The sequence below is a fragment of the Myxococcus sp. AB036A genome (assembly GCF_006547355.1).
GTDB lineage: Bacteria > Myxococcota > Myxococcia > Myxococcales > Myxococcaceae > Myxococcus > Myxococcus virescens.
In genome coordinates this window covers 1-18,649 of sequence record NZ_VHLC01000142.1, presented here as the reverse complement: position 1 = coordinate 18,649, position 18,649 = coordinate 1, and the positions used below count along the sequence as shown (strand labels likewise).

The 18,649-nt window shown below is 69.4% G+C and carries 19 protein-coding genes; 12 read left to right on the top strand and 7 right to left on the bottom strand.

Features of this window, described 5'->3' with window-relative positions; translation table 11 throughout:
• The 4 genes from FL344_RS35210 to rsmA form a co-directional block, all read left to right on the top strand.
• On the top strand, nt 1-781 hold a 781-nt coding region (locus tag FL344_RS35210; protein ID WP_141621611.1), incomplete at its 5' end, for a DnaJ domain-containing protein.
• Between the two features lie 199 nt (nt 782-980).
• Nucleotides 981-3,728 carry a DUF4388 domain-containing protein gene (locus FL344_RS35205; protein ID WP_141621610.1) on the top strand — a complete coding sequence of 916 codons (2,748 nt, stop codon included), beginning with the start codon at nt 981-983 and terminating at the stop codon, nt 3,726-3,728.
• Between the two features lie 49 nt (nt 3,729-3,777).
• A complete protein-coding gene (gene tsaD, locus FL344_RS35200) occupies nt 3,778-4,773 on the top strand; it encodes a tRNA (adenosine(37)-N6)-threonylcarbamoyltransferase complex transferase subunit TsaD (RefSeq protein WP_011552135.1) in 996 nt (331 codons plus the stop codon).
• Nucleotides 4,774-4,787: 14 nt separating this feature from the next.
• Nucleotides 4,788-5,639: a 16S rRNA (adenine(1518)-N(6)/adenine(1519)-N(6))-dimethyltransferase RsmA gene (gene rsmA / locus FL344_RS35195; protein WP_141621609.1), complete on the top strand. Its 852-nt coding sequence runs from the start codon at nt 4,788-4,790 to the stop codon at nt 5,637-5,639.
• Nucleotides 5,640-5,646: 7 nt separating this feature from the next.
• Here the strand turns inward: rsmA and FL344_RS35190 are convergent, their stop codons facing one another.
• Nucleotides 5,647-5,925, bottom strand: a complete 279-nt coding sequence (locus tag FL344_RS35190; protein ID WP_026114296.1) for a hypothetical protein — start codon at nt 5,923-5,925, stop codon at nt 5,647-5,649.
• Between the two features lie 210 nt (nt 5,926-6,135).
• On the opposite strand from FL344_RS35190, the gene FL344_RS35185 reads away from it, so the two are divergent.
• The 5 genes from FL344_RS35185 (at nt 6,136) to FL344_RS35165 (ending at nt 9,780) form a co-directional block, all read left to right on the top strand.
• Entirely contained in the window at nt 6,136-6,780 is a 645-nt protein-coding gene (locus tag FL344_RS35185; RefSeq protein WP_011552138.1) for a deoxynucleoside kinase, read from the top strand.
• Between the two features lie 164 nt (nt 6,781-6,944).
• Nucleotides 6,945-7,862: a 3-methyl-2-oxobutanoate hydroxymethyltransferase gene (gene panB / locus FL344_RS35180; protein ID WP_141594229.1), complete on the top strand. Its 918-nt coding sequence runs from the start codon at nt 6,945-6,947 to the stop codon at nt 7,860-7,862.
• A gap of 2 nt (nt 7,863-7,864) precedes the next feature.
• Entirely contained in the window at nt 7,865-8,743 is an 879-nt protein-coding gene (gene panC / locus FL344_RS35175) for a pantoate--beta-alanine ligase (protein WP_141621608.1), read from the top strand.
• Entirely contained in the window at nt 8,740-9,228 is a 489-nt protein-coding gene (smpB, locus tag FL344_RS35170; protein WP_141594227.1) for an SsrA-binding protein SmpB, read from the top strand. Before panC ends, smpB begins: the two co-directional genes overlap by 4 nt.
• Nucleotides 9,229-9,261: 33 nt before the next feature.
• Nucleotides 9,262-9,780: a ClpXP protease specificity-enhancing factor SspB gene (locus FL344_RS35165; RefSeq protein WP_011552142.1), complete on the top strand. Its 519-nt coding sequence runs from the start codon at nt 9,262-9,264 to the stop codon at nt 9,778-9,780.
• Nucleotides 9,781-9,787: 7 nt separating this feature from the next.
• On the opposite strand, the gene FL344_RS35160 is transcribed toward FL344_RS35165, so the two are convergent.
• The 6 genes from FL344_RS35160 to FL344_RS35135 all read right to left on the bottom strand — a co-directional run bounded on the left by FL344_RS35160 (nt 9,788) and on the right by FL344_RS35135 (nt 15,855).
• Nucleotides 9,788-11,482, bottom strand: a complete 1,695-nt coding sequence (locus tag FL344_RS35160) for a serine/threonine-protein kinase (RefSeq protein ID WP_141621607.1) — start codon at nt 11,480-11,482, stop codon at nt 9,788-9,790.
• Nucleotides 11,483-11,489: 7 nt separating this feature from the next.
• On the bottom strand, nt 11,490-11,828 hold the full coding sequence (locus FL344_RS35155) for a DUF971 domain-containing protein (RefSeq protein ID WP_141594225.1): 339 nt from the start codon (nt 11,826-11,828) through the stop codon (nt 11,490-11,492).
• A gap of 56 nt (nt 11,829-11,884) precedes the next feature.
• A complete protein-coding gene (locus tag FL344_RS35150; protein WP_141594224.1) occupies nt 11,885-13,591 on the bottom strand; it encodes an HD domain-containing phosphohydrolase in 1,707 nt (568 codons plus the stop codon).
• A gap of 19 nt (nt 13,592-13,610) precedes the next feature.
• A complete protein-coding gene (locus FL344_RS35145) occupies nt 13,611-14,507 on the bottom strand; it encodes a LysM peptidoglycan-binding domain-containing protein (protein WP_141594223.1) in 897 nt (298 codons plus the stop codon).
• Complete coding sequence (locus FL344_RS35140) at nt 14,504-14,956, bottom strand: FecR domain-containing protein (protein ID WP_194858681.1); 453 nt, start codon at nt 14,954-14,956, stop codon at nt 14,504-14,506. The genes FL344_RS35145 and FL344_RS35140 overlap by 4 nt, the downstream gene beginning before the upstream one ends.
• Nucleotides 14,957-15,051: 95 nt before the next feature.
• Nucleotides 15,052-15,855: a carbon-nitrogen hydrolase family protein gene (locus FL344_RS35135; RefSeq protein WP_141621606.1), complete on the bottom strand. Its 804-nt coding sequence runs from the start codon at nt 15,853-15,855 to the stop codon at nt 15,052-15,054.
• A 208-nt stretch (nt 15,856-16,063) separates the two neighbouring features.
• On the opposite strand from FL344_RS35135, the gene rimP reads away from it, so the two are divergent.
• The 3 genes from rimP to FL344_RS35120 all read left to right on the top strand — a co-directional run.
• On the top strand, nt 16,064-16,549 hold the full coding sequence (gene rimP, locus FL344_RS35130) for a ribosome maturation factor RimP (protein ID WP_141594220.1): 486 nt from the start codon (nt 16,064-16,066) through the stop codon (nt 16,547-16,549).
• A 62-nt stretch (nt 16,550-16,611) separates the two neighbouring features.
• On the top strand, nt 16,612-18,312 hold the full coding sequence (nusA, locus tag FL344_RS35125) for a transcription termination factor NusA (protein ID WP_141594219.1): 1,701 nt from the start codon (nt 16,612-16,614) through the stop codon (nt 18,310-18,312).
• A gap of 23 nt (nt 18,313-18,335) precedes the next feature.
• Nucleotides 18,336-18,649, top strand: a 314-nt coding sequence (locus FL344_RS35120; protein ID WP_141621605.1) for a YlxR family RNase P modulator, incomplete at its 3' end; no start/stop codon positions are given.

Below are 18,649 nucleotides of genomic sequence, written 5' to 3'. Positions count from 1 at the left end.
GGCCCCCGCGGCCTCCGAGCCTCCCCGGCCTGACGAGGCCCGCCTGGCCCAGCAGCTCGAGCAGCGCTTCGCGGACGTCCAGGCCAAGCGAGACCACTTCTACGTGCTCGGCGTTTCGCAGGACGCCTCGCGCGACCAGGTGAAGACCGCCTTCCTCAACCTGGCCAAGATCTTCCATCCGGACCGCCTGCCGCCGTCGCTGCCCCACATGGCGCCGAAGATCACCGCCGTGTTCGAAGCCATCCGGGAGGCCTACGAGGTCCTCTACGACGACACCCGGCGCAAGACGTACCAGCAGAACCTCCAGGCCCAGCAGACCCTGCCCAAGCCGCCCGCGTCCGCGCCGACCGCTCCGGTACTCCGCCCGCAGGGCCGCGCCGACAGCAACGCCGACGACCTCTACAAGATGGGCGAGGTCTTCTTCCGCAAGCGCGACTTCACCACGGCCTCCGACCACTACGACCGCGCCCACGCGCTGGAGCCCAAGCCCCTGTATCTGGCTGCTCGGGCCTGGGCCATCTACATGGACCCGGCGCGCAAGGCGGACATGGCCAAGGCCAAGCAGATGATGGCGGACGCGGTGCGCGCCGACCCGAATTGTGATCGGGCGCACTACCAGCTCGGCGTCATCGCCCGGGTCGAAGGCGACATGGACCGCGCGGAGCGTTGCTTCCGCGAGGCCGTGCGCGCCAACCCCAAGCACCTGGAGGCGAACCAGGAGCTGCGACTCATCGACATGCGCAAGAAGAACCCTCCGAAGAAGGGAGGCTTCTTCCGCTGAAGCGGCAGGCCTCACAGTGGGTACGGGTGCTTCAGCCCGGCCCGATTTGACTCTCCCCCGCATCTGACTCGAGCCGCCTGTCCAGCAGGAGGCCAGTCAGGTTCCCCACCGGCCCCAGCCATTGACATGCCTGGAAAGCGGGCAGGATGCTCCCGCGTCAGGCTCCCTGGGCCGTCTGCAGTGACGAAAGGCATGGAACGTGGCCAAGCAGCACCTGCTCCTGGTCGATGGTGACGCGAAGAGCCTCCGGGTCATGGAGGTCAGCCTGAAGAAGGCTGGCTTCTCCGTGACGACGGCCATTCACGGCAAGGATGCGCTCGAGAAGGTCCAGATCAGCCCTCCGGACCTCGTGCTCGCGGACACGAAGATGCCGGAGATGGACGGCTTCGAGCTGTGCAAGACGCTCAAGTCCGACGAGCGCTTCAAGTTCATCCCGTTCGTCTTCCTGACGAGTCAGAAGTCGGTCGAGTTCAAGGTGCGCGGCCTGGAGCTTGGCGGTGACGACTACCTGACCAAGCCGATCTACATCAAAGAGATCGTCACCCGCGTGAAGATGATCCTCCAGAAGGCGGAGAAGGAGAGGATCGAGAAGCGGGAGACGACGAAGGGCGGTTTCGCCGGCAGCCTCGCCGACATGGGCGTGGTGGACCTGGTCCAGACGTTCGAGATTGGCCGCAAGACGGGCCTCATCAACATCCAGGGCGAGCGCACCGGCACCGTCTACTTCAAGGACGGACGCGTCATCGACGCGGAGCTGGGACGGCTCAAGGGCGAGAACGCCTTCTACCGGATGCTGAACACCTTCGAGGGCCAGTTCGAGGTGCAGTTCAGCGCGCTGGACCGTCCGGAGCGCATCGAAATCTCCACGCAGGGCCTGCTGATGGAGGGCATGCGCCGCCTCGACGAGTGGGGCCGCATGCTCGAGCAGCTGCCGCCGCTCGAGACGGTGTTCGAGATTGACTACCACCAGCTCGCCGACCGCCTGTCGGAGATTCCGGACGAGGTGAACGGGCTCCTGCGGCTCTTCGACGGCAAGCGCGCGTTGAGCCGCGTGGTGGAGGACTCGGACTTCGAGGACCTGGCCGCGCTGGGCATCATCAGCAAGCTGTACTTCGAGGGCCTCATCCGCGAGCTGGGCAACGCGCCACTGGAGCCGGTGCAGAGCAGCAAGCCTGGCATCGAGCAGTGGCTCAACACGGCGCCGCCCGCCAGCGCGACCGTGGAGCCCGCGCCTCCCGCGCCGGAGAGCCCGCCGCAGCCCGTTCCCGAAGCCGCCGTTCCCGAAGCGGCCCCCGAGCCCGTGGCCGCCGCGCCGGAGCCTTCTCCGCGGCCCATGCCGCAGAGCGTGCTCGCGCCTCCCGCGGGCGTGGAGGACGAGCCGGCCGCGCCGTCGCCCGCCGCGCCCGCGCAGCCCGCCAACGTGGTCGTCTTCCACGCGCGGCCCAAGCGCTCGGACACGCCTGAGTACACGCCGGAAGTTCCGGTGACCGAGCCAGTCCCAGAGGTCCCCGCGCAGGAGGCTTCGGCGTTCCTGGTCGAGCCGCCGCCGGCCCATCGCGCCGTGGAGCACGCGCGCCGCAGCCTGCTGCTGGACTGGAGCCGGGTGGACACCGAGGGCATCAGCGCGCCCACCACGTGGGGGCCGGGCTCTGGCTGGTCGCATACGCCGCGGGCCCATGGCGCCGCCTCCTCCGCCTTCGCCGCGAGCGCGCCCGCCTTCGAGCCCACGCCCTCGCCGCGTGCGCCCATCTTCGGTGGCGCGGCCGTGGCACCCAATCCGTTCCCGCCCGTGCCCCCTCCGACGCCGGCACCGCCGTCATCCGAGGTGACGCTGGTGAGTGGCAGCGGCTACGTGACGCCGCCCATCCCGTCAGTGCAGGTCGATGCGGAGTACGTGGCCGAAGAGGTCCCCGCCACGCCCCAGCTCGCGCTGCCGCCCGATTCAGGCCACGGCGTGCCCGAACTGTCCGCTGAGCCGCCCACGCCCAGCGCGCCACTGGCCAGCACGGTCGAACCGTCTCTCGAATCCCCGGTGCCGGCCGCCACCGCGCCCGCGACACCCGGGGAGGTCGCCCCGGACGCTTCCGCGAAGCCCACGGATGCGGGAGTCGTCACGTCCGTGAAGTCAGCGGATGCCGCCCCGGTTGCGCCCGCGACGCCCACTTCTTCCGTGCAGTCGGCCGAAAGGAAGCCGGCGGCCACTCACTCCAGTGACGCAGCCGTGGCCAACGCGGGGCGTTCCAATCGCACCGGGCTCATCATCGGCGCGGCGGTGGTCCTCATCGGCGCGGTCGCGGCCGTTGTCGCGGGGACGGGCAGCGGTCCCTCGGAGACGCCTCCGTCGAAGCCTCCCGTGGTGGAGACGCAGGCGCCCGTGAACGACGACGCCAGGCCGACGCCACCTCCGGAGAAGGCGCCACCGCTCGAAGAGACCACGGCCAAGGCCCCCGAGGCTCCGCCGGAGCCGCCCGCCGCTACACCGGATGCGGGCACGGCCATTGCCGAGGCGCCGAAGCCGCCCGAGGCGACCCCCACCGAGACCACCACTCTGTCTGCGCCCGCCGTGGATCCGGAGGTCGAGTTCGCCACGCTGGTGAAGCAGGCGAGGGCGGCCATCGTCAGTCAGCGGTTCCGGTCGGCGGCGGGAAGCTATCGCAAGGCGCTGGCGCTCAAGCCGACGGCCACGGAGGCGAAGGCGGGCCTGGGCATCGCGCTGGTGAACGGCTTCACCACGGACGGGGCCTACCGCGAGGCGGCCAAGCTGTTGCAGGAGGTCGTCAAGGAAGAGGACTCCAACGCCCGTGCCTGGCTGTCGCTGGGCATGGCGCTACAGTTCACCGGCAAGAATTCCCAGGCGGCCGACGCCTACAAGCAGTACTTGTTGCTGGAACCGACGGGGTCTTCCGCCGAAGAGGTCCGCACGTTGCTCAGGGGGCTGGGCAACTGAGCGGGGGCGGCCCCACTTCCTTCATTGGCCCCCTGAGAAGTGAGCCGCCTTGCTCGTCCTAGGACTGGAAACCTCGTGTGATGAGACTGCCGCCGCCGTCGTGGAGGACGGCCGCCGCGCGTTGTCGGATGTCGTCTCCACGCAGGTGGACATCCACCGGCGGTGGGGTGGGGTGGTGCCGGAGCTGGCCAGCCGCAACCACATCGTCCAGGTGCTGCCCGTCGTCCACGAGGCGCTGACGCGGGCGAACAAGACGCTCGACGACGTGGACCTCATCGCCGTCACGTCCGGCCCCGGCCTCATTGGCGCGTTGCTGGTGGGCGTGCAGGTGGCCAAGGGCCTGAGCCTGGCGACGGGCAAGCCCTTCGTGGGCGCCAACCACCTGGAGGGCCACCTGCTGGCCATCCGGCTGTTGGAGGTTGCGCCGGAGCCGCCGTTCCTCGGGCTCGTCGTCTCCGGCGGGCACACCAGCCTCTACGAGGTGCAGGCCTACGGGCAGTACCGGCTGGTGGGCAGCACGCGCGACGACGCGGCCGGCGAGGCGTATGACAAGACGGCTCGCATCCTCGGCCTGCCGTATCCGGGCGGGCAGCCCATCGACCAGTTGGCGCAGCAGGGGAACCCGGAGGCCATCCGCTTCCCGCGCGCGCTGCCGGGCGACAACTTCGACGTGTCCTTCTCCGGGCTGAAGACGGCGGTGCTGCACCACGTGCAGAAGCACGGCGTGCCGCAGGGGCAGGCGCTGGCGGATTTGTGCGCGTCCTTTCAGGAGGCCGTGGCGGACGTGCTGTCGAAGAAGCTGGTGGCCGCCGCGCGCCGGTTGGGCCACAAGCAGCTGGTGCTGTGCGGCGGCGTCGCCGCGAACTCGCGGCTGCGGGCCCTGTGTCAGGCGCGGGCCGAGGAGCGGGGGTTGAACATGTTCCTGCCCCCGGTGCGGCTGTGCACGGACAATGGCGCCATGATTGCGGTGGCGGGGTATGAGGCGTACCGCCGCGGCCTGCGCGGAGATTTCCGCCTCGCCGCCGACCCGGCCTGGCGCATGTAGAGGGGAGCAGACGGGTGGAATCGCCTAGAGACATCCTCAAGCGGCATGGCCTGCGCGCCAAGTACAGCTGGGGACAGAACTTCCTCGGAGACGAGGACGCGCTGGAGGCCATCGCCGACGCGCTGAACCTGCGCGCCGATGAGCCGGTGGTGGAGCTGGGCCCGGGCCTGGGCCACCTCACGCGCTTCCTGGCCGCCACCGGGGCCCGCGTCACCGCCGTGGAGCGGGACCGGGACATGGTGATGGTGCTGGAGAAGGAGGCCATCCCCGGCGTGCGCGTGGTGTCCGGCAACGCGGCCACGGTGGACTTCGCCCAGGTGGCTGGCGCGCCCGACGTCGCGGTGGCGGGAAACCTCCCGTACCACCTCACCAGCCCCATTCTCTTCCGAGTGCTGGAGCAGCGGGCCCATGTCTCGCGCGCGGTCTTCACGCTCCAGAAGGAAGTGGTGGAGCGGCTCGCCGCGGAGCCCGGCAACCGGGACTACGGCCTGCTGACGGTGCTGCTGGGCATGCACTACGACGCGGAGAACGTCCTCACGCTGGAGGCGTGGCGCTTCCATCCGCCCCCGAAGGTGGACTCCGCGGTGCTGCGGCTCACCCGCCGCAAGTCGCCGCGCGCGCCCATCATCGACGAGGCCCGCTTCACCCGCGTGGTGAAGGCGTCCTTCGCGCACCGGCGCAAGACGCTCATCAACTCCATCAAGTCGGACCCGACGCTGGGGACGACGGAGACGCTCATCGCCGCCCTGGAGGCCGCGGGGGTGGATCCGCAGCGCCGCGCGGAGACGCTGGCGCCCGAGGAGTTCGCCGCCATCGAGCGCGCGCTCGGCCCCGTGACGGCGGCCCCGCCAGCGTCCGCGGAGTAGGGCGCCGCTAGCGTCCGCGCATGCCCAGTGCCTGGAGCAGGCCGCCTTGCTGCTCCAGGTAGGCGAAGAACTCGGCTTCGGGGATGCGCATCCGGGCGAGCACGCCGCGGAGGATGTCCTCCACGGTGCCATCCTGTCGGCGCTTCAGCTCCATGGCCGTCTTGAGCAACACCACGCCATAGAGCGGATCCGGCTCCACGGGAGGTGTGGGCGCTCGCTGGGTGGGCGTGCTCTGGCGGGCCTCTTCCAGCCGCACCACTGTCTTCGCCCGCTGTCTGCCGCTCATGTCCGGAGACCACCCCGCGCACACGCCAAGAAGTCGCGCGGACCGTAGGAGATGCGTCTCGGAGCGTCAAGGGACGCGGGACGCCGTGGAAAATTGCCGGATTCCAGCGGCCGTGTTGTGTTATCCGCCCGCGTGCGTGGCCGCGCCTTCGCGCGATGTCTCGCGCGCGCGGTCTCAAAGCGCATTCCGCGGGCGGGAGGCCTCGGGCGGATGGACTACCGGTATATCGTGGTGGAAGGGCCCATTGGCGTGGGCAAGACGAGCCTCTCCAACATCCTCGCGGAGCGTCTGGCGGGACGGCGCATCCTCGAAGTGGTGGAGGAGAACCCCTTCCTTTCCAGCTTCTACACGGACCGGCAGAAGTTCGCGTTCCAGACGCAGATCTTCTTCCTGCTGTCGCGCTTCCGTCAGCAGCAGGAGCTGTTCCAGCAGGACCTCTTCAGCTCGATGACGGTCAGCGACTACCTGTTCGCCAAGGACCGCATCTTCGCGCACCTCAACCTGGACGCGCACGAGCTGGCCCTCTACGAGCGCGTCTTCGAGGCGCTGGGGCCTCGCGTGGCCAAGCCGGACCTGGTCATCTATCTCCAGGCCCGACTGGACGTGCTCCTGCACCGCATCAAGAAGCGCGGCCGGGAGTTCGAGCGCAAGTTCGACCCCACGTACCTGGAGGGGCTCGTCCACTCCTACAACAACTTCTTCTTCCACTACACGGACACCCCGCTCCTCGTCGTGGATACCTCGGACATCGACTTCGTGAATGTCGAGGCAGACAGGGAAGACCTGCTTGCCACCATCCGGAAGGCGAAGCCGGGCACGCAGCATTACGTTCCAAAGGCTTCCCGCCGGGGCTGAAAGTCAGGCTCCTGGTGGGACGTCCGCCTTCAATGCCCCCACGGCGGGCGCGGGGGCGTTAGAGTGCGGTGGCGGGCCCAGGGCTCCCGGCGATCCCCGGTGGGGACGGCGAGGCGCGAATGGGCCCGTCAGGCCGTTCAACCCGTAGCCATAGGAGGTGAACCGTGAAGGACAAGGTCACCATCCACACGCTGAAGCGCTTCAAGCAGATCGGTCAGAAGATCTGCATGGTCACCGCTTACGACGCCACGTTCGCCCACATCCTCGAAGAGGCAGGTGCGGATGTGCTGCTGATAGGCGACTCGCTGGGCATGGTCATCCAGGGGCATGACTCCACGCTGCCGGTGACGATGGACCAGATGGTCTACCACACGGCCGCCGTGGCCCGTGGCGCGCGCCGGGCGCACGTCGTGGCCGACCTGCCGTTCATGAGCTACCAGGTGTCGAACCAGGAAGCGGTCCGCAATGCGGGCCGGCTGGTGGCGGAAGGCGGCGCGGGCAGCATCAAGCTGGAGGGCGGCGCTGAGTTCGCGGACACGGTGCGGGCCATCGTCCGCGCGAGCATCCCCGTCATGGGACACCTGGGGCTGACGCCGCAGTCCGTCCACAAGATGGGCGGCTACGTCGTCCAGGGCCGCGGCGAGGACCAGGCGCGGCAGATTCTGGACGACGCGCTGGCGCTGGAGCAGGCCGGGGCCTACGCGCTGGTGCTGGAAGGCGTGCCCATGGACCTGGCGCACACCGTGACGCAGCGCCTGTCCATCCCCACCATCGGCATTGGCGCCGGCGTGGACTGTGATGGCCAAGTGCTCGTCTGCTACGACCTGCTGGGCATGAACCCGGACTTCAAGCCGAAGTTCGTGAAGCGCTACGCCAACCTCCACGGCTCGATTACCGAGGCCGCGGGCGCGTTCTTCGCGGAGGTCCGCAAGGGCGCGTTCCCGGACGAGGAGCACTCCTTCAAGGCGACCAAGAACATCCGGCTGGCGCCGGGGGCTCCGGCCCCGGCGGCCCGGGTGGAGCCGTCCGCGCCCGCCGAGGCTGGCGACAAGCTGGGCCCCGTCTACGGGAGACCCGCCTAGTCATGGCTCCCGCCGTCCTGAAAACCATTGCGGACGTGAAGGACTGGACGGCGGGGCTGCGCCGGGAGGGGCACCGGCTCGCGCTGGTGCCCACCATGGGCTTCCTGCATGAAGGTCACCTCTCGCTCATTCGCGAGGGGCGGCGCCGCGCGGACGTGGTGGCCGTGTCCATCTTCGTGAACCCCACGCAGTTCGGGCCGAAGGAGGACTTGTCCCGCTACCCCCGCGACTTCGAGGGTGACGTCGCCAAGTGCATCAGCGCGGGCGCGCAGGCCATCTTCGCGCCCGCGGTCCCGGAGGTGATGTACCCGCAGGGCTACCAGACGTACGTGGAGGTGACGGACGTCAGCCAGGGCCTGTGCGGGGCCCGGCGTCCGGGGCACTTCCGCGGGGTGGCCACCGTCGTCACGAAGCTGCTGACGCTGTTCCGCCCGGAGGTGGCGCTCTTCGGGGAGAAGGACTACCAGCAGCTCCAGGTCATCCGGGCGCTCAACCAGGACCTGCACCTGGGCGTGGACATCGTCGGAATGCCGACGGTGCGCGAGCCGGACGGCCTGGCGATGAGCAGCCGCAATGCCTACTTGTCCCCCGAGGAGCGGCAGCGGGCGCTGGCCCTGTCCCGGGGGCTCAAGGCCGCCCAGGCGCTGCTGCGCGAGGGCACGCGGGAGTCGGAGCCCCTGGTGGCGGCCGTCCGGCGCGAATTGGAAGCGGCGGGGCTCCGGGAAGACTACGTGGAACTGGTGGATGCGGAACGGCTGACGCCTCTGGCTTCGGTGGCGCCTGGGCAGCCTGCCCGGTTGCTCGTCGCGGCCTTCAGTGGCACGACGCGCCTCATCGACAACATGCAGTTGGGTGGTGAGGAGAACGCGGGACGCGTATGACATCCGGAGGGAAGCCAAAGGGAGTGGGCCGTGAGCCCGGCGTGAGGGTCATCGCGGAAAACCGTCGTGCGCGTTTCGACTACACGGTCGACGAAAAGGTGGAGGCCGGGCTGGCGCTCACGGGAAGCGAGGTGAAGTCTCTGCGAGACGGAATCGCCAATCTGTCGGACGCCTACGCGCTCCCCAAGGGGGACGAGCTCTTCCTGCTCAACGCGAACATCGGCTCCTACAAGGCGGCGAGCTTCTTCGACCACCTTCCCACTCGGGGGCGCAAGTTGTTGATGCACCGAGGAGAAATCGACCGTTGGACGGCGAAGGTGCGTGAGCGGGGTTATTCGATCATCCCGCTTGTGCTGTACTTCAGGAACGGCCGTGCCAAGGTGGAGCTGGGGCTCTGCCGGGGCAAGACGCATGAGGACCGGCGCCACGACATCAAGGAGCGGGAGACGAAGCGGGAGATGGACCGGGCGATGCGCCGACGTTGAGAGGGGCGCCCGAAGTTCTTTCGCCGTACACCGATGGACGACAAGAAGGTTCTCGACAAGAAGGAGCGGCTGCTGGCCGCGCTCGACCAGGGCATGGTGATGATTCACCTGGACGCGCGTCGTCCGGGCGTGCTCGTCCCAGCCTCCGTCAAGACGGAGGCGCACCTGCGCCTCAATCTCTCGTACCGGTTCGACCCACCGGACCTCACAGTGGGCGAGTGGGGCGTGCGCTCCACGCTGAGCTTCTCCGGCTCGCGCTTCACCATCGCGGTGCCGTGGTCGGCGTTGTTCGCCATCGCCAGCCACGTGACGAAGGAGTTCTGGATGTACCCGGAGGACATGCCGCCGGAGTTGCTCCAGCAGACGGCCGCGTCACGTCCGGCGCAGCCCCTGCCCGTCGCTCCCGTGCCGGTGGCCGCGGAGCGCCCGCGCACCTTCCTCCGGGAAGTGCAGGGCGAGCGGCGCGATGAGCCGCCCGCCGATGTTCCGCCCGCGGACGGACCGCCGGACGAGCCGCCGCCGCGTCGTGGCCACCTGCGCCTGGTGAAGTGAGGCGCGTTCAGCGCTTCAGCTTCGCCTCGATGTGAGCGGCCTCGCCGCCGGAGAACGTCCCCTTCCATGTGCGGTGGCCTTTGAGCCGGACCTGGATGGGGACGCGTCCTGCTGGGTAGCGGTTCTCGAGCAGCAGGGGCGTCGTCCCCAGCTCCGCGTCCCGGACCCAGACGGTGGCTCCAGGCGGGTCGCTGTCGATGCGCAGCATCGGGGCCGACAGACGGAGCCCCGTCGCCGACATCACCCGAATGAGCAGGGTGGAGCGCTGAGGCCACAGCCAGATGCCGGTGCCCACCAGGAGCGCCACGAGCAGCAGCCCCAGCGCCCGTTTCAGGCGCGAGCGCCGGAGGAGGGCAGCCTCATCGGGCCAGTCGCTCGCTGGCGAGGGCGGCCGCTCCGCCAGCTCCAGTGCATCGGCGTCGGTCTGGAGCACGCTCTTCGCGCCCGGCGTGACGTGCGTCTGGGGGACACTCTCCGCGAGCGTCTGGTGCGCGGTGAGCTCGAGGCCCGCGGATGGAGCGAAGGCGCCGGGAGCGGTGGGCGTGCGAGGCGTTGCCGCCGCGCCGGTCGAAGCATCCGGCCACATCGCGCAGTGTGAGCACCGCGCTCGGGGCGAGGAGAGCACGTGGTTGCATCGAGGGCAGCGATGCACCATCCGCCCACTGACACTGAGCGCCGCGCCACCCGGCATGGAGAGAGGCGCTTCTTCCGGCGCAGCGGCCTCGGCGGGCGCCGGCGTCTGCACGGCCATCGCCAGCGAACCCGCGTCAGCCGGGGGGCTGGAAGCCGTTGCCTGTTCACTCAGGGGCGGCGGCAATCCCAGCCCGCGAAGGAACGCGGCCAGCGTCTGCGACGTCGCGGGCTCGCCGACCTGGGCCAACCACCGGGCAAAGCCTTCGGCCAGTGACTCCGGCGAGTGGAAACGCTCCTGGGGCGCCCTCGCCAGCATTCGCATGACGGCGCCCGCCAGGGGTGTGGGCACGCCCTGCGGTGGCTCCACGGGCCGCGTCAGGATGGCGTAGGCCACCGCGCTCGCGTCGCTCTCGGTGTGGAACGGATGCCGCCCCGTGAGCAGCTCGTAGAACACGATGCCCAGGGAGAACTGGTCGCTCGCGGCGGTGGCGGGAGCGCCTTGCAGCACCTCGGGCGCGGTGTACGCCTCCTTCCCTCGGAAGACGCCGGGCGCGGTGTGGGCCGGGCCAGCCATCCGCGCGATGCCGAAGTCCGTCAGCTTCACCTCGCCCTCGCGAGACACCAGCACGTTGGAGGGCGACACGTCGCGGTGGGCCACCATCACCGGCCGCCCGTCATGCACCTTCCGGTAGGCATGGCCGAGCCCCGCCAGGGCCTGATGGACGATGAAGGCGGCCAGGTGCGGAGGGAAGCGCACGCCCCGGCGCGCGGCCGAGCGCAGCAGCACGCCCAAATCCCACCCGTCCACCAGCTCCATCACCAGGAAGAGCCCTTCGGGGCCCTGGCCCACGTCATGGACGGTGGCGATGTTCTGGTGTTGCAGCAGCGTGGCCAGCCGGGCCTCGGCCAGGAACATGCGCGCGATGTCCGGCTCGCGAGCCAGGTGGGGGAGCACCCGCTTGATGGCCACCGGTCGCTCGAATCCCTCCGCGCCGCGCGCGACGCCGAGGAAGAGCTCCGCCATGCCTCCAGAGGCCAGCGGACGAACGAGCCGGTAGCGTTCGTTCACGGGGCGCTCAGGCGGCGGGCTGGGTGATGTCGCGCAGCAGCTTCCAGGGATAGATGCCGGTGGTGTGGCCGTCGCTGAAGCTGAAGGCCAGCGCGTAGTTGCCCACGGGCTGCACCTGCTTGATGCGCAGGTCGGCGGGGACCTTCGACGGGTCCAGCGTCCGCTTGTTCGTCCATTCGTCCACGCACGCGGCGCAGGGGCACTGCTGGCGCAGCACCTGTGCGGTGGCGTCCGTCTTCACCCCGTCGTCCCACGTCAGGTCCAGGCGCGCGCCATCCGAGGACAGCTGTGCGTCCGTCGCGGTGACGACTTGGGGGGCGGGCTTGATGCGGTCCCAGAAGCTCAACGTTTCACCTTCCAGAGTCTCAACAGTCTTGCGCCCTCCCTACCATCCTTCGGCCGTCAGGAGGCGAGCTTCACGGGCAGCCGGTGGCCCTCCAGCCGCACGCCCTGCTTCGCCAGCACCTGCTTCAGGGCCTGGACGACCTTCGGGTCCAACTGGGCGCCGCTGAGGTTGTCGAGGATTTCCATCGCCTTCTCCAGCGGCATGGCCTTCTGGTACGGGCGGGTGGAGGTGCAGGCGTCGAAGGTGTCCGCACACGCGACGATGCGGGCCAGCAGGGGAATGTCCTCGCCCTTGAGCTTGTCCGGGTAGCCGGTGCCGTCCCAGCGCTCATGGTGGTGACGGACGCACGCGCGCACCGCGCCCAGGAAGCTCACCGGGCCGATGATGGCGTCACCGATGGCGGGGTGCTCGCGCATGATGTCCATCTCCTGGTCCGTCAGCCGCGTCTGCTTGCAGAGGATGGACTCCACGATGCCAATCTTCCCGATGTCGTGGAGGATGCCGCCGTACTGCAGCTGCCGCAGCTCGCGCTCGGTGAGCTGCATCTCCCGGCCAATCTGCACGGAGACGTCGCCCACGCGCTGGCTGTGGCCGCGGGTGTACGCGTCCTTCGAATCGATGGAGTTCGCCAGCGCGACGATGGTCTCCAGGTAGCCCTTCTCCAGGCTCTCGTAGAGGCCGCGGTTCTCCATGTCGTACGCGAGCAGCTGCTTGCTCATGTAGTTGAACGTCTGCGCCAGCTCGCCCAGCTCGTTCTTCTGCTTGATGTCCACCTCGACGCCGAACTTGCCGTGCGCCAGCTCCAGCGCGCCGCTGATGAAGCCCTTGAGCGGCCGGGTGAGGTTCCGCGAGAAGAGCGCCGCCAGCACCACCGCCACCAGGATGGCCGCCCCAAGACCCAGGAGGATGCGCTGCTCCATGGTGTCCACCTGACGGTAGGCGTGCTCCACGGGTTGCTCGGAGACGATGGCCCAGCCCGTCTCGGGGAGCACCGTGTACGCGGCCACCACCGCGTCCCGGCCCTCGCCGAAGTTGCCGACGTGGAACAGCTCCATGTCCGACTTGCCCACCAGCTGCTTCAGCAGGTGCGCCACCGGGCCGCGCTGCGCCACGTCCTCGCCCAGGCCGGCGACGCCGCCACCGCCCGCCACGAGGTGTCCGTGCCGGTCCGTCAGATAGGCGAAACCGGTGCTGCCCACGCGCTCCTGCTCCAGCATCTTCCGCAGGTCGGCCAGGGACAGGTCCGCTGCGATGTACCCTCGGATGGGCTCGCCCAGGGGGAATGCCAGCGTCAGCACCGGCTCGCTGCCCTGCGGGTCCTTCACCACGTCCGCGTAGCGCACGCCCTCGATGTTCTCGAGCAGCGCCCGCGCGCGCTCCTCATGTCCGGCCAGCGCGGTGGGCGGCACGTCGTGCTTGGAGAAGGCCTGGAGTCCCGGCAGCCGCTGGCGGTTGGCGTCGAACACGGTGAGCGCCAGCACATCGCGCCGCTGGTTGAGCACCGAGGCCAGGTGCGTCTGCTGCGCTTCCAAGGGCAGGCCGAAGAAGCCGGGCACGCGGGCCAGGCCCAGCACCGCGTCGGTGGGCTCGCCGAGGAAGATTTCGGCCTTGAGGCGCAGCTGCTTCACGCGCTCCTGTGCCAGTTCCTGGGCGTCGCGCACCAGGAGCTCCCGGGTATGGGAGACGGAGAGCCACCCCACCATCAGCGTGGGGACGACGCCCACCACCAGCATCAACAGGAGGATGGCTTTGAACAGGCGCACGGCGTGGCTCCTCCAGGGGTTACTGCCACTGGCCCTTCTTCACTTCGAGTTTGAGGCGCTCGGACACCAGCTCGAAGTGCCGGGGCGCGCTGGGCTCGGACGGGCCCGCGGGGCCCACCGCGCGCACCGTCCACCGGTAGCTTCCCGCGGGGAGCACCGGCAGCTTCGCTTCCAGGCTGGTGACTGTCTGGGTGAAGACGGCGCGTTGCTCCTGCGCGCGCGACACTTCCACTTCATAACGTTCCGCGCCCCGTACAGCCTCCCAGGTCAGCTTCACCGGGCCCAGGTGTCCGTCCCGGTCGGGGCGCCGCTTCAGGCGCGCGGAGTCCTCCGGTTGCCCGGGGCTGGGAGCCACCAGCGGCCGAAGGGGCGCGGGGGGCGGATGGCCCTTCTCCACGCGGATGGATTCACCCTTGGCGACGGGCTGGGTGACGCCCTCGGCCTCCACGCGGACCGGCGGGCCGTGCTTCACGGTGACGGTGGTGCTGTCGCCGTCGCCCACTTCCACGGAGAACGCGGAGGACTGCGGCGAGCGGTCCGCCGCCACCAGCTTCCCCACGGCATTGGCCTCCGAGGCCGCCTGCGTGTAGCGCGCCTCGCGGAAATGGGACTCCGCGACCTTCAGCCGGGAGGAGGCCGCAGGGGGGACGCTCGCATCCTTCGAGCTGGCCACCAGCGTGCGCGCCGTTTCCAGGGCTTTCTGCGCCAGCACGCGCTCGTGGCCGGGCACCTTCAGCCGGGTCCCCGCCGCCACGTCGTCCGAGGAAAGTCCGTTGAGTGCGCGCAGCTCCCCCGCGGCGCGCGCGTCGCCCAGGGTGCGCTGGGCCACCTGGCGCAGGGATTCGTTGGGGCCCACCACCACGGTGCCCGGGGGCGTCGTGCCCAGCCATGTGAGGAGGAGGAGCGCCGCCTTCATTGGAAGACAATCTCCCTTCCCGCCTGGATGGTGGCGGACGGCGTGGTGACGGACAGGGACTGGGTGGCGGGCTTCTCCAGCTCCGCGTCGATGCGGCCCCGCAACACGGTGAGGTCCGTGCGCTGCTGGCCGGGGCGGGTGCGCGTCTCCGCGATGCTGATGAGCGAGTCCCCGGTGAGATGCACCGTGCTGCCATTGGCGGCGAAGACGATGTCGGTGCCGGCGCCCGCCTCGGTGCGGACCTTGTCATTCTCGTAGAGCGGCTGGCCTTCCCGGGCGGGGCTCCACTCGTCGGCCGTGGCGCGCTTGATTTGGACGCCGCCCTTCATGGCTCGCAGGTGTGCGCGGTGTGTGGCCACCGTGGGAGGCGTTGCCGCGTCGGGCGCGGACGGACGCTCATCGGCGGTGCAGCCGGTGGGGAGGGCCGAAAGCGCGAGCGCAAGCAACATGGGAGACCAGCGTCGTCCGTTCACGAGAGGAGTTCCGGGGGACCCGAAGTCTATCGAAGGTGGACCCGAGGGGGGCGGGCCTGGGTACACGCACGCTAGTCCAAACGGCGGTGCTCCAGGCAGGGGAGGTTGCGGCGGATTCGTGCTTGCAGCTCCGGGTCCACCGGCGCCAGCGCCAGCCCCTCGCCCTCGGAGGCCCGCGCCGTCACCAGACCCCACGGGTCCACCACCAGGGCGTGGCCATAGGTGACGCGGTTGGCGGAGTGCCGTCCTCCCTGCGCGGGCGCCAGCACGTACGCCTGGTTTTCGATGGCGCGGGCCCGCAGGAGCACCTCCCAGTGGTCCTTGCCCGTCATGAGGGTGAAGGCCGCCGGGACCGCCAGCAGCGTGGCGCCTTCGCGGGACAGCCGCCGGTACAGTTCGGGGAATCGCAGGTCGTAGCAGACGGACAACCCCAGCCGGCCGACCTCCGTCTCCGCGGAGACGACGTCCGTCCCTGGCGCCACCGCTGCGGACTCCTGATAGGTCGCACCATCTCCCACCTCGACGTCGAAGAGGTGGATTTTCCGGTACACGGCCAGCCGCTCGCCGCCGGGGCCGAAGAGGACGCTGGTGTTGTAGAGGCGCCCACCCGGCGCGCCCGTCTCCAGCACGCTGCCGGCCAGAAGCGTCACCTTCAGCTCCCGGGCCAGGCTGGCCATCCGGGACAGCGTCGGACCGTCGAGTCCCTCGGCGGCGTCCTGCCGCTCGGGCTCTGGCCCCATCCAGGAGAAGTTCTCGGGGAGGCCCACCAGCCGGGCACCCAGTGCGGCGGCGCGCCGGACGAGCCGGGTCGCGGCTTCCAGGTTGTGGGCCTTGTCGGCGGTGGACACCATCTGCGCGGCGGCGATGAGGTGCATGGGCGCGTTATAACCCTCGTGGGGCCTCGGAACCCCTGGGAATTCCTCGCCCTGCCGGGCGCGTTTCACCCGGAGCAGGAGGGCGCGTCCTTCCTTTACACCCCGACGGGGCGTGTGCTACGGACGCCCCCGACATTTTTCGATGAAGCACTTCGAAAAGTGGGCCGCGTGCCCGCTTTTCGTGTTTTTGGAGACTGGTTTCCCGCTTATGTCGGAGAAGAACCTCAAGCAGACGGTGGAGGAGCGGGCCTTGGCCCTGCTCGAGCCCATTGTCGCGGGTGAAGGCCTGGAGCTCGTGGACCTGGAATTCCTCCGGGAGCGCGAGGGCTGGGTGCTCCGGTTGTTCATCGACAAGCCGGGTGGCCGCGTAGGGCTGGACGAATGCACCCAGGTGTCGCGCGCGGTGGATCCGTCGCTCGACGTGGAGGACTTCATCCCCCACGAGTACAACCTGGAGGTTTCCAGCCCCGGAGTGGACCGTCCGCTGAGGAAGCCGACGCACTTCGAGCGGGTGAAGGGACAGAAGGTGAAGGTGAAGACGTTCGGCCCGGTGGGAGAGCCCCCGCGCAAGAACTTCACCGGCACGCTGACCGAGGTGGCAGGCGACGGAATCTCGGTGGAGGTGGAAGGGGCCGGAACCTTCCACATCCTCTTCAAGGACATCGCCAAGGCGAACCTGGAGTTCCAGTTCTAGACGTCGACATACAGGGTGCCCCTCCGCGCGAGGGCGCCCGTGGACCCTTTTAGGAGAAGACCATGCCCACGCCGCAAGCCAACCCGAGTGTCAACCTCAACCTCGTCCTGGACCAGGTCGCCAAGGACAAGGGCATCGACCGGGCTGTGCTGATTGCCACGCTCGAAGACGCGATGAAGACCGCGGCCAAGAAGCACTTTGGCCAGGACCGCGAGCTCGAGGCGAAGTACGACCCGGACAAGGGCGTCGTGGAGCTGTTCCAGGCCATCACCGTGGTCGAGGAGATTGTCGACCCGGTCCAGGCGGTGAATCAGATCTCCCTGGTCGAGGCCCACAAGAAGGGCATGGAAGTGGAGCCGGGCGACGAGCTCGTGTTCCAGATCTTCTACCGGGACGAGGACGCCGCCGAGGCCAAGGCCCAGGACGACCAGTACGGTGACATCCTCCGCCTGAAGACCTTCCGCCGCGGCTTCGGCCGCATCGCCGCGCAGACGGCCAAGCAGGTCATCCTGCAGCGCACGCGCGACGCGGAGCGGGAGAACGTCTTCAACGAGTACCGCGACCGGAAGAACGAAATCGTCACCGGCATCGCCCGCCGGTTCGAGCGCGGCAACATCATCGTGGACCTGGGCCGCGCCGAGGCCGTGCTGCCGGTGCGCGAGCAGGTCCCGCGTGAGACGTACCGCCCCGGCGACCGCGTCCAGGCCTACGTGCTGGACGTGCTCCGTGAGTCCAAGGGCCCCCAGATTGTCCTCAGCCGCGCGTCCGTCAACCTGCTCACCAAGCTGTTCGAGATGGAGGTGCCGGAAATCGCCGAAGGCATCGTCGTCATCGAGGCGGCGGCGCGTGAGCCGGGCGGCCGAGCGAAGATTGCCGTGTCCAGCCGGGACTCGGACGTGGACCCGGTGGGCGCCTGCGTCGGTATGAAGGGCAGCCGTGTTCAGGCGGTGGTGCAGGAGCTGCGCGGCGAGAAGATCGACATCGTCCCGTTCGACGAGGATCCGGCCCGCTTCGTGTGCTCGGCGCTGGCCCCGGCGGAGGTCAGCCGCGTCATCATCGACGAGGCCAACCACGCCATGGAGCTCATCGTCCCGGACGACCAGCTCAGCCTGGCCATTGGCCGTCGCGGTCAGAACGTCCGCCTGGCCGCCCAGCTGACCGGCTGGAAGCTCGACATCAACAGCGAGAGCCGGGTCCGGGAGCTGCGCGAGTTCGCCAACCGCTCCCTGGGCTCGCTGCCCGGCGTCAACGAGATGCTGGTGGAGACGCTCTACGCGCACGGCTTCCGTCAGGCCCGGGACATCGCCGAGGCCAACGCGGAGTTGCTGGCGCAGCTGCCCGGCATCGACCCGGCCCGCATCCCCTCCATGCAGGAAGCCGCCCGGACCCGGATGGTCGAGGATCAGGCGGAACTGTCGCGCATGGATTATGAAAGAGAGCAGGCCCGCATCGCGGAGGCTCGGCGGCATCCGGACGAACTCAGCCAGCCCGAGCGCATGGCGCGCGTGCGTGGCGTCGGTGAGAAGACCATCGAGCAGCTCATCCTCGCGGGGTACCGCTCGGTGGAGGACATCGCCAATGAGAAGGATCTGGCGAAGCTGGGTGATGTTCCGGGTGTGGGTATCAAGAAGGCCCGTCAGCTGAAGAGCGCGGCGGAAAACTATCTGGTGGAGGAAGCCAAGCTGCGCGCGGAGCTGAATGCCGAGCGCGGCGCCATGACGGTGGCACTTGAGGGTGGCGCAGAAGCCACCAAGTCGCCGTAAGCTAAGCGAGCAAGGGAGGGGACGTGCGGCGCCCGGCTGGCCGGCCCAAGCCGGAAGTTCAGAACGTGGGGTCAGGTCCGGTCCGGACGTGCGTCGGATGCGGTTCGCGGCGACTACAGGCGGAACTGACCCGATTCGTGATAGGGCCCGGAGGCGCCATCGAGGTGGACAGGAAGAGGCGGCTGCCAGGACGGGGCGCCTACCTGTGCGGTGCCGGTTGTCTGACGGCAGCGCTGAAGCGGAAGGCGTTTGGTAGGGCCTTTCGCGGAAAGGCGGGCCAGGTTGACCCGTCGCAGCTCGGACAGGCATGGGAGCAGGGGGACGGTGAGCGGAGGGG

Excerpts from the sequence above, each read along its gene's own strand:
- FL344_RS35135 (WP_141621606.1), bottom strand. The coding sequence starts at position 15,855 with ATGCACCTCATCGCCGCCGCGCAGATGGTGTCCACCGCCGACAAGGCC.
- nusA (WP_141594219.1), top strand. The coding sequence starts at position 16,612 with ATGCCCACGCCGCAAGCCAACCCGAGTGTCAACCTCAACCTCGTCCTG.
- FL344_RS35190 (WP_026114296.1), bottom strand. The coding sequence starts at position 5,925 with ATGAGCGGCAGACAGCGGGCGAAGACAGTGGTGCGGCTGGAAGAGGCC.
- FL344_RS35185 (WP_011552138.1), top strand. The coding sequence starts at position 6,136 with ATGGACTACCGGTATATCGTGGTGGAAGGGCCCATTGGCGTGGGCAAG.
- rimP (WP_141594220.1), top strand. The coding sequence starts at position 16,064 with ATGTCGGAGAAGAACCTCAAGCAGACGGTGGAGGAGCGGGCCTTGGCC.
- FL344_RS35140 (WP_194858681.1), bottom strand. The coding sequence starts at position 14,956 with ATGTTGCTTGCGCTCGCGCTTTCGGCCCTCCCCACCGGCTGCACCGCC.
- smpB (WP_141594227.1), top strand. The coding sequence starts at position 8,740 with ATGACATCCGGAGGGAAGCCAAAGGGAGTGGGCCGTGAGCCCGGCGTG.
- FL344_RS35145 (WP_141594223.1), bottom strand. The coding sequence starts at position 14,507 with ATGAAGGCGGCGCTCCTCCTCCTCACATGGCTGGGCACGACGCCCCCG.
- panC (WP_141621608.1), top strand. The coding sequence starts at position 7,865 with ATGGCTCCCGCCGTCCTGAAAACCATTGCGGACGTGAAGGACTGGACG.
- FL344_RS35165 (WP_011552142.1), top strand. The coding sequence starts at position 9,262 with ATGGACGACAAGAAGGTTCTCGACAAGAAGGAGCGGCTGCTGGCCGCG.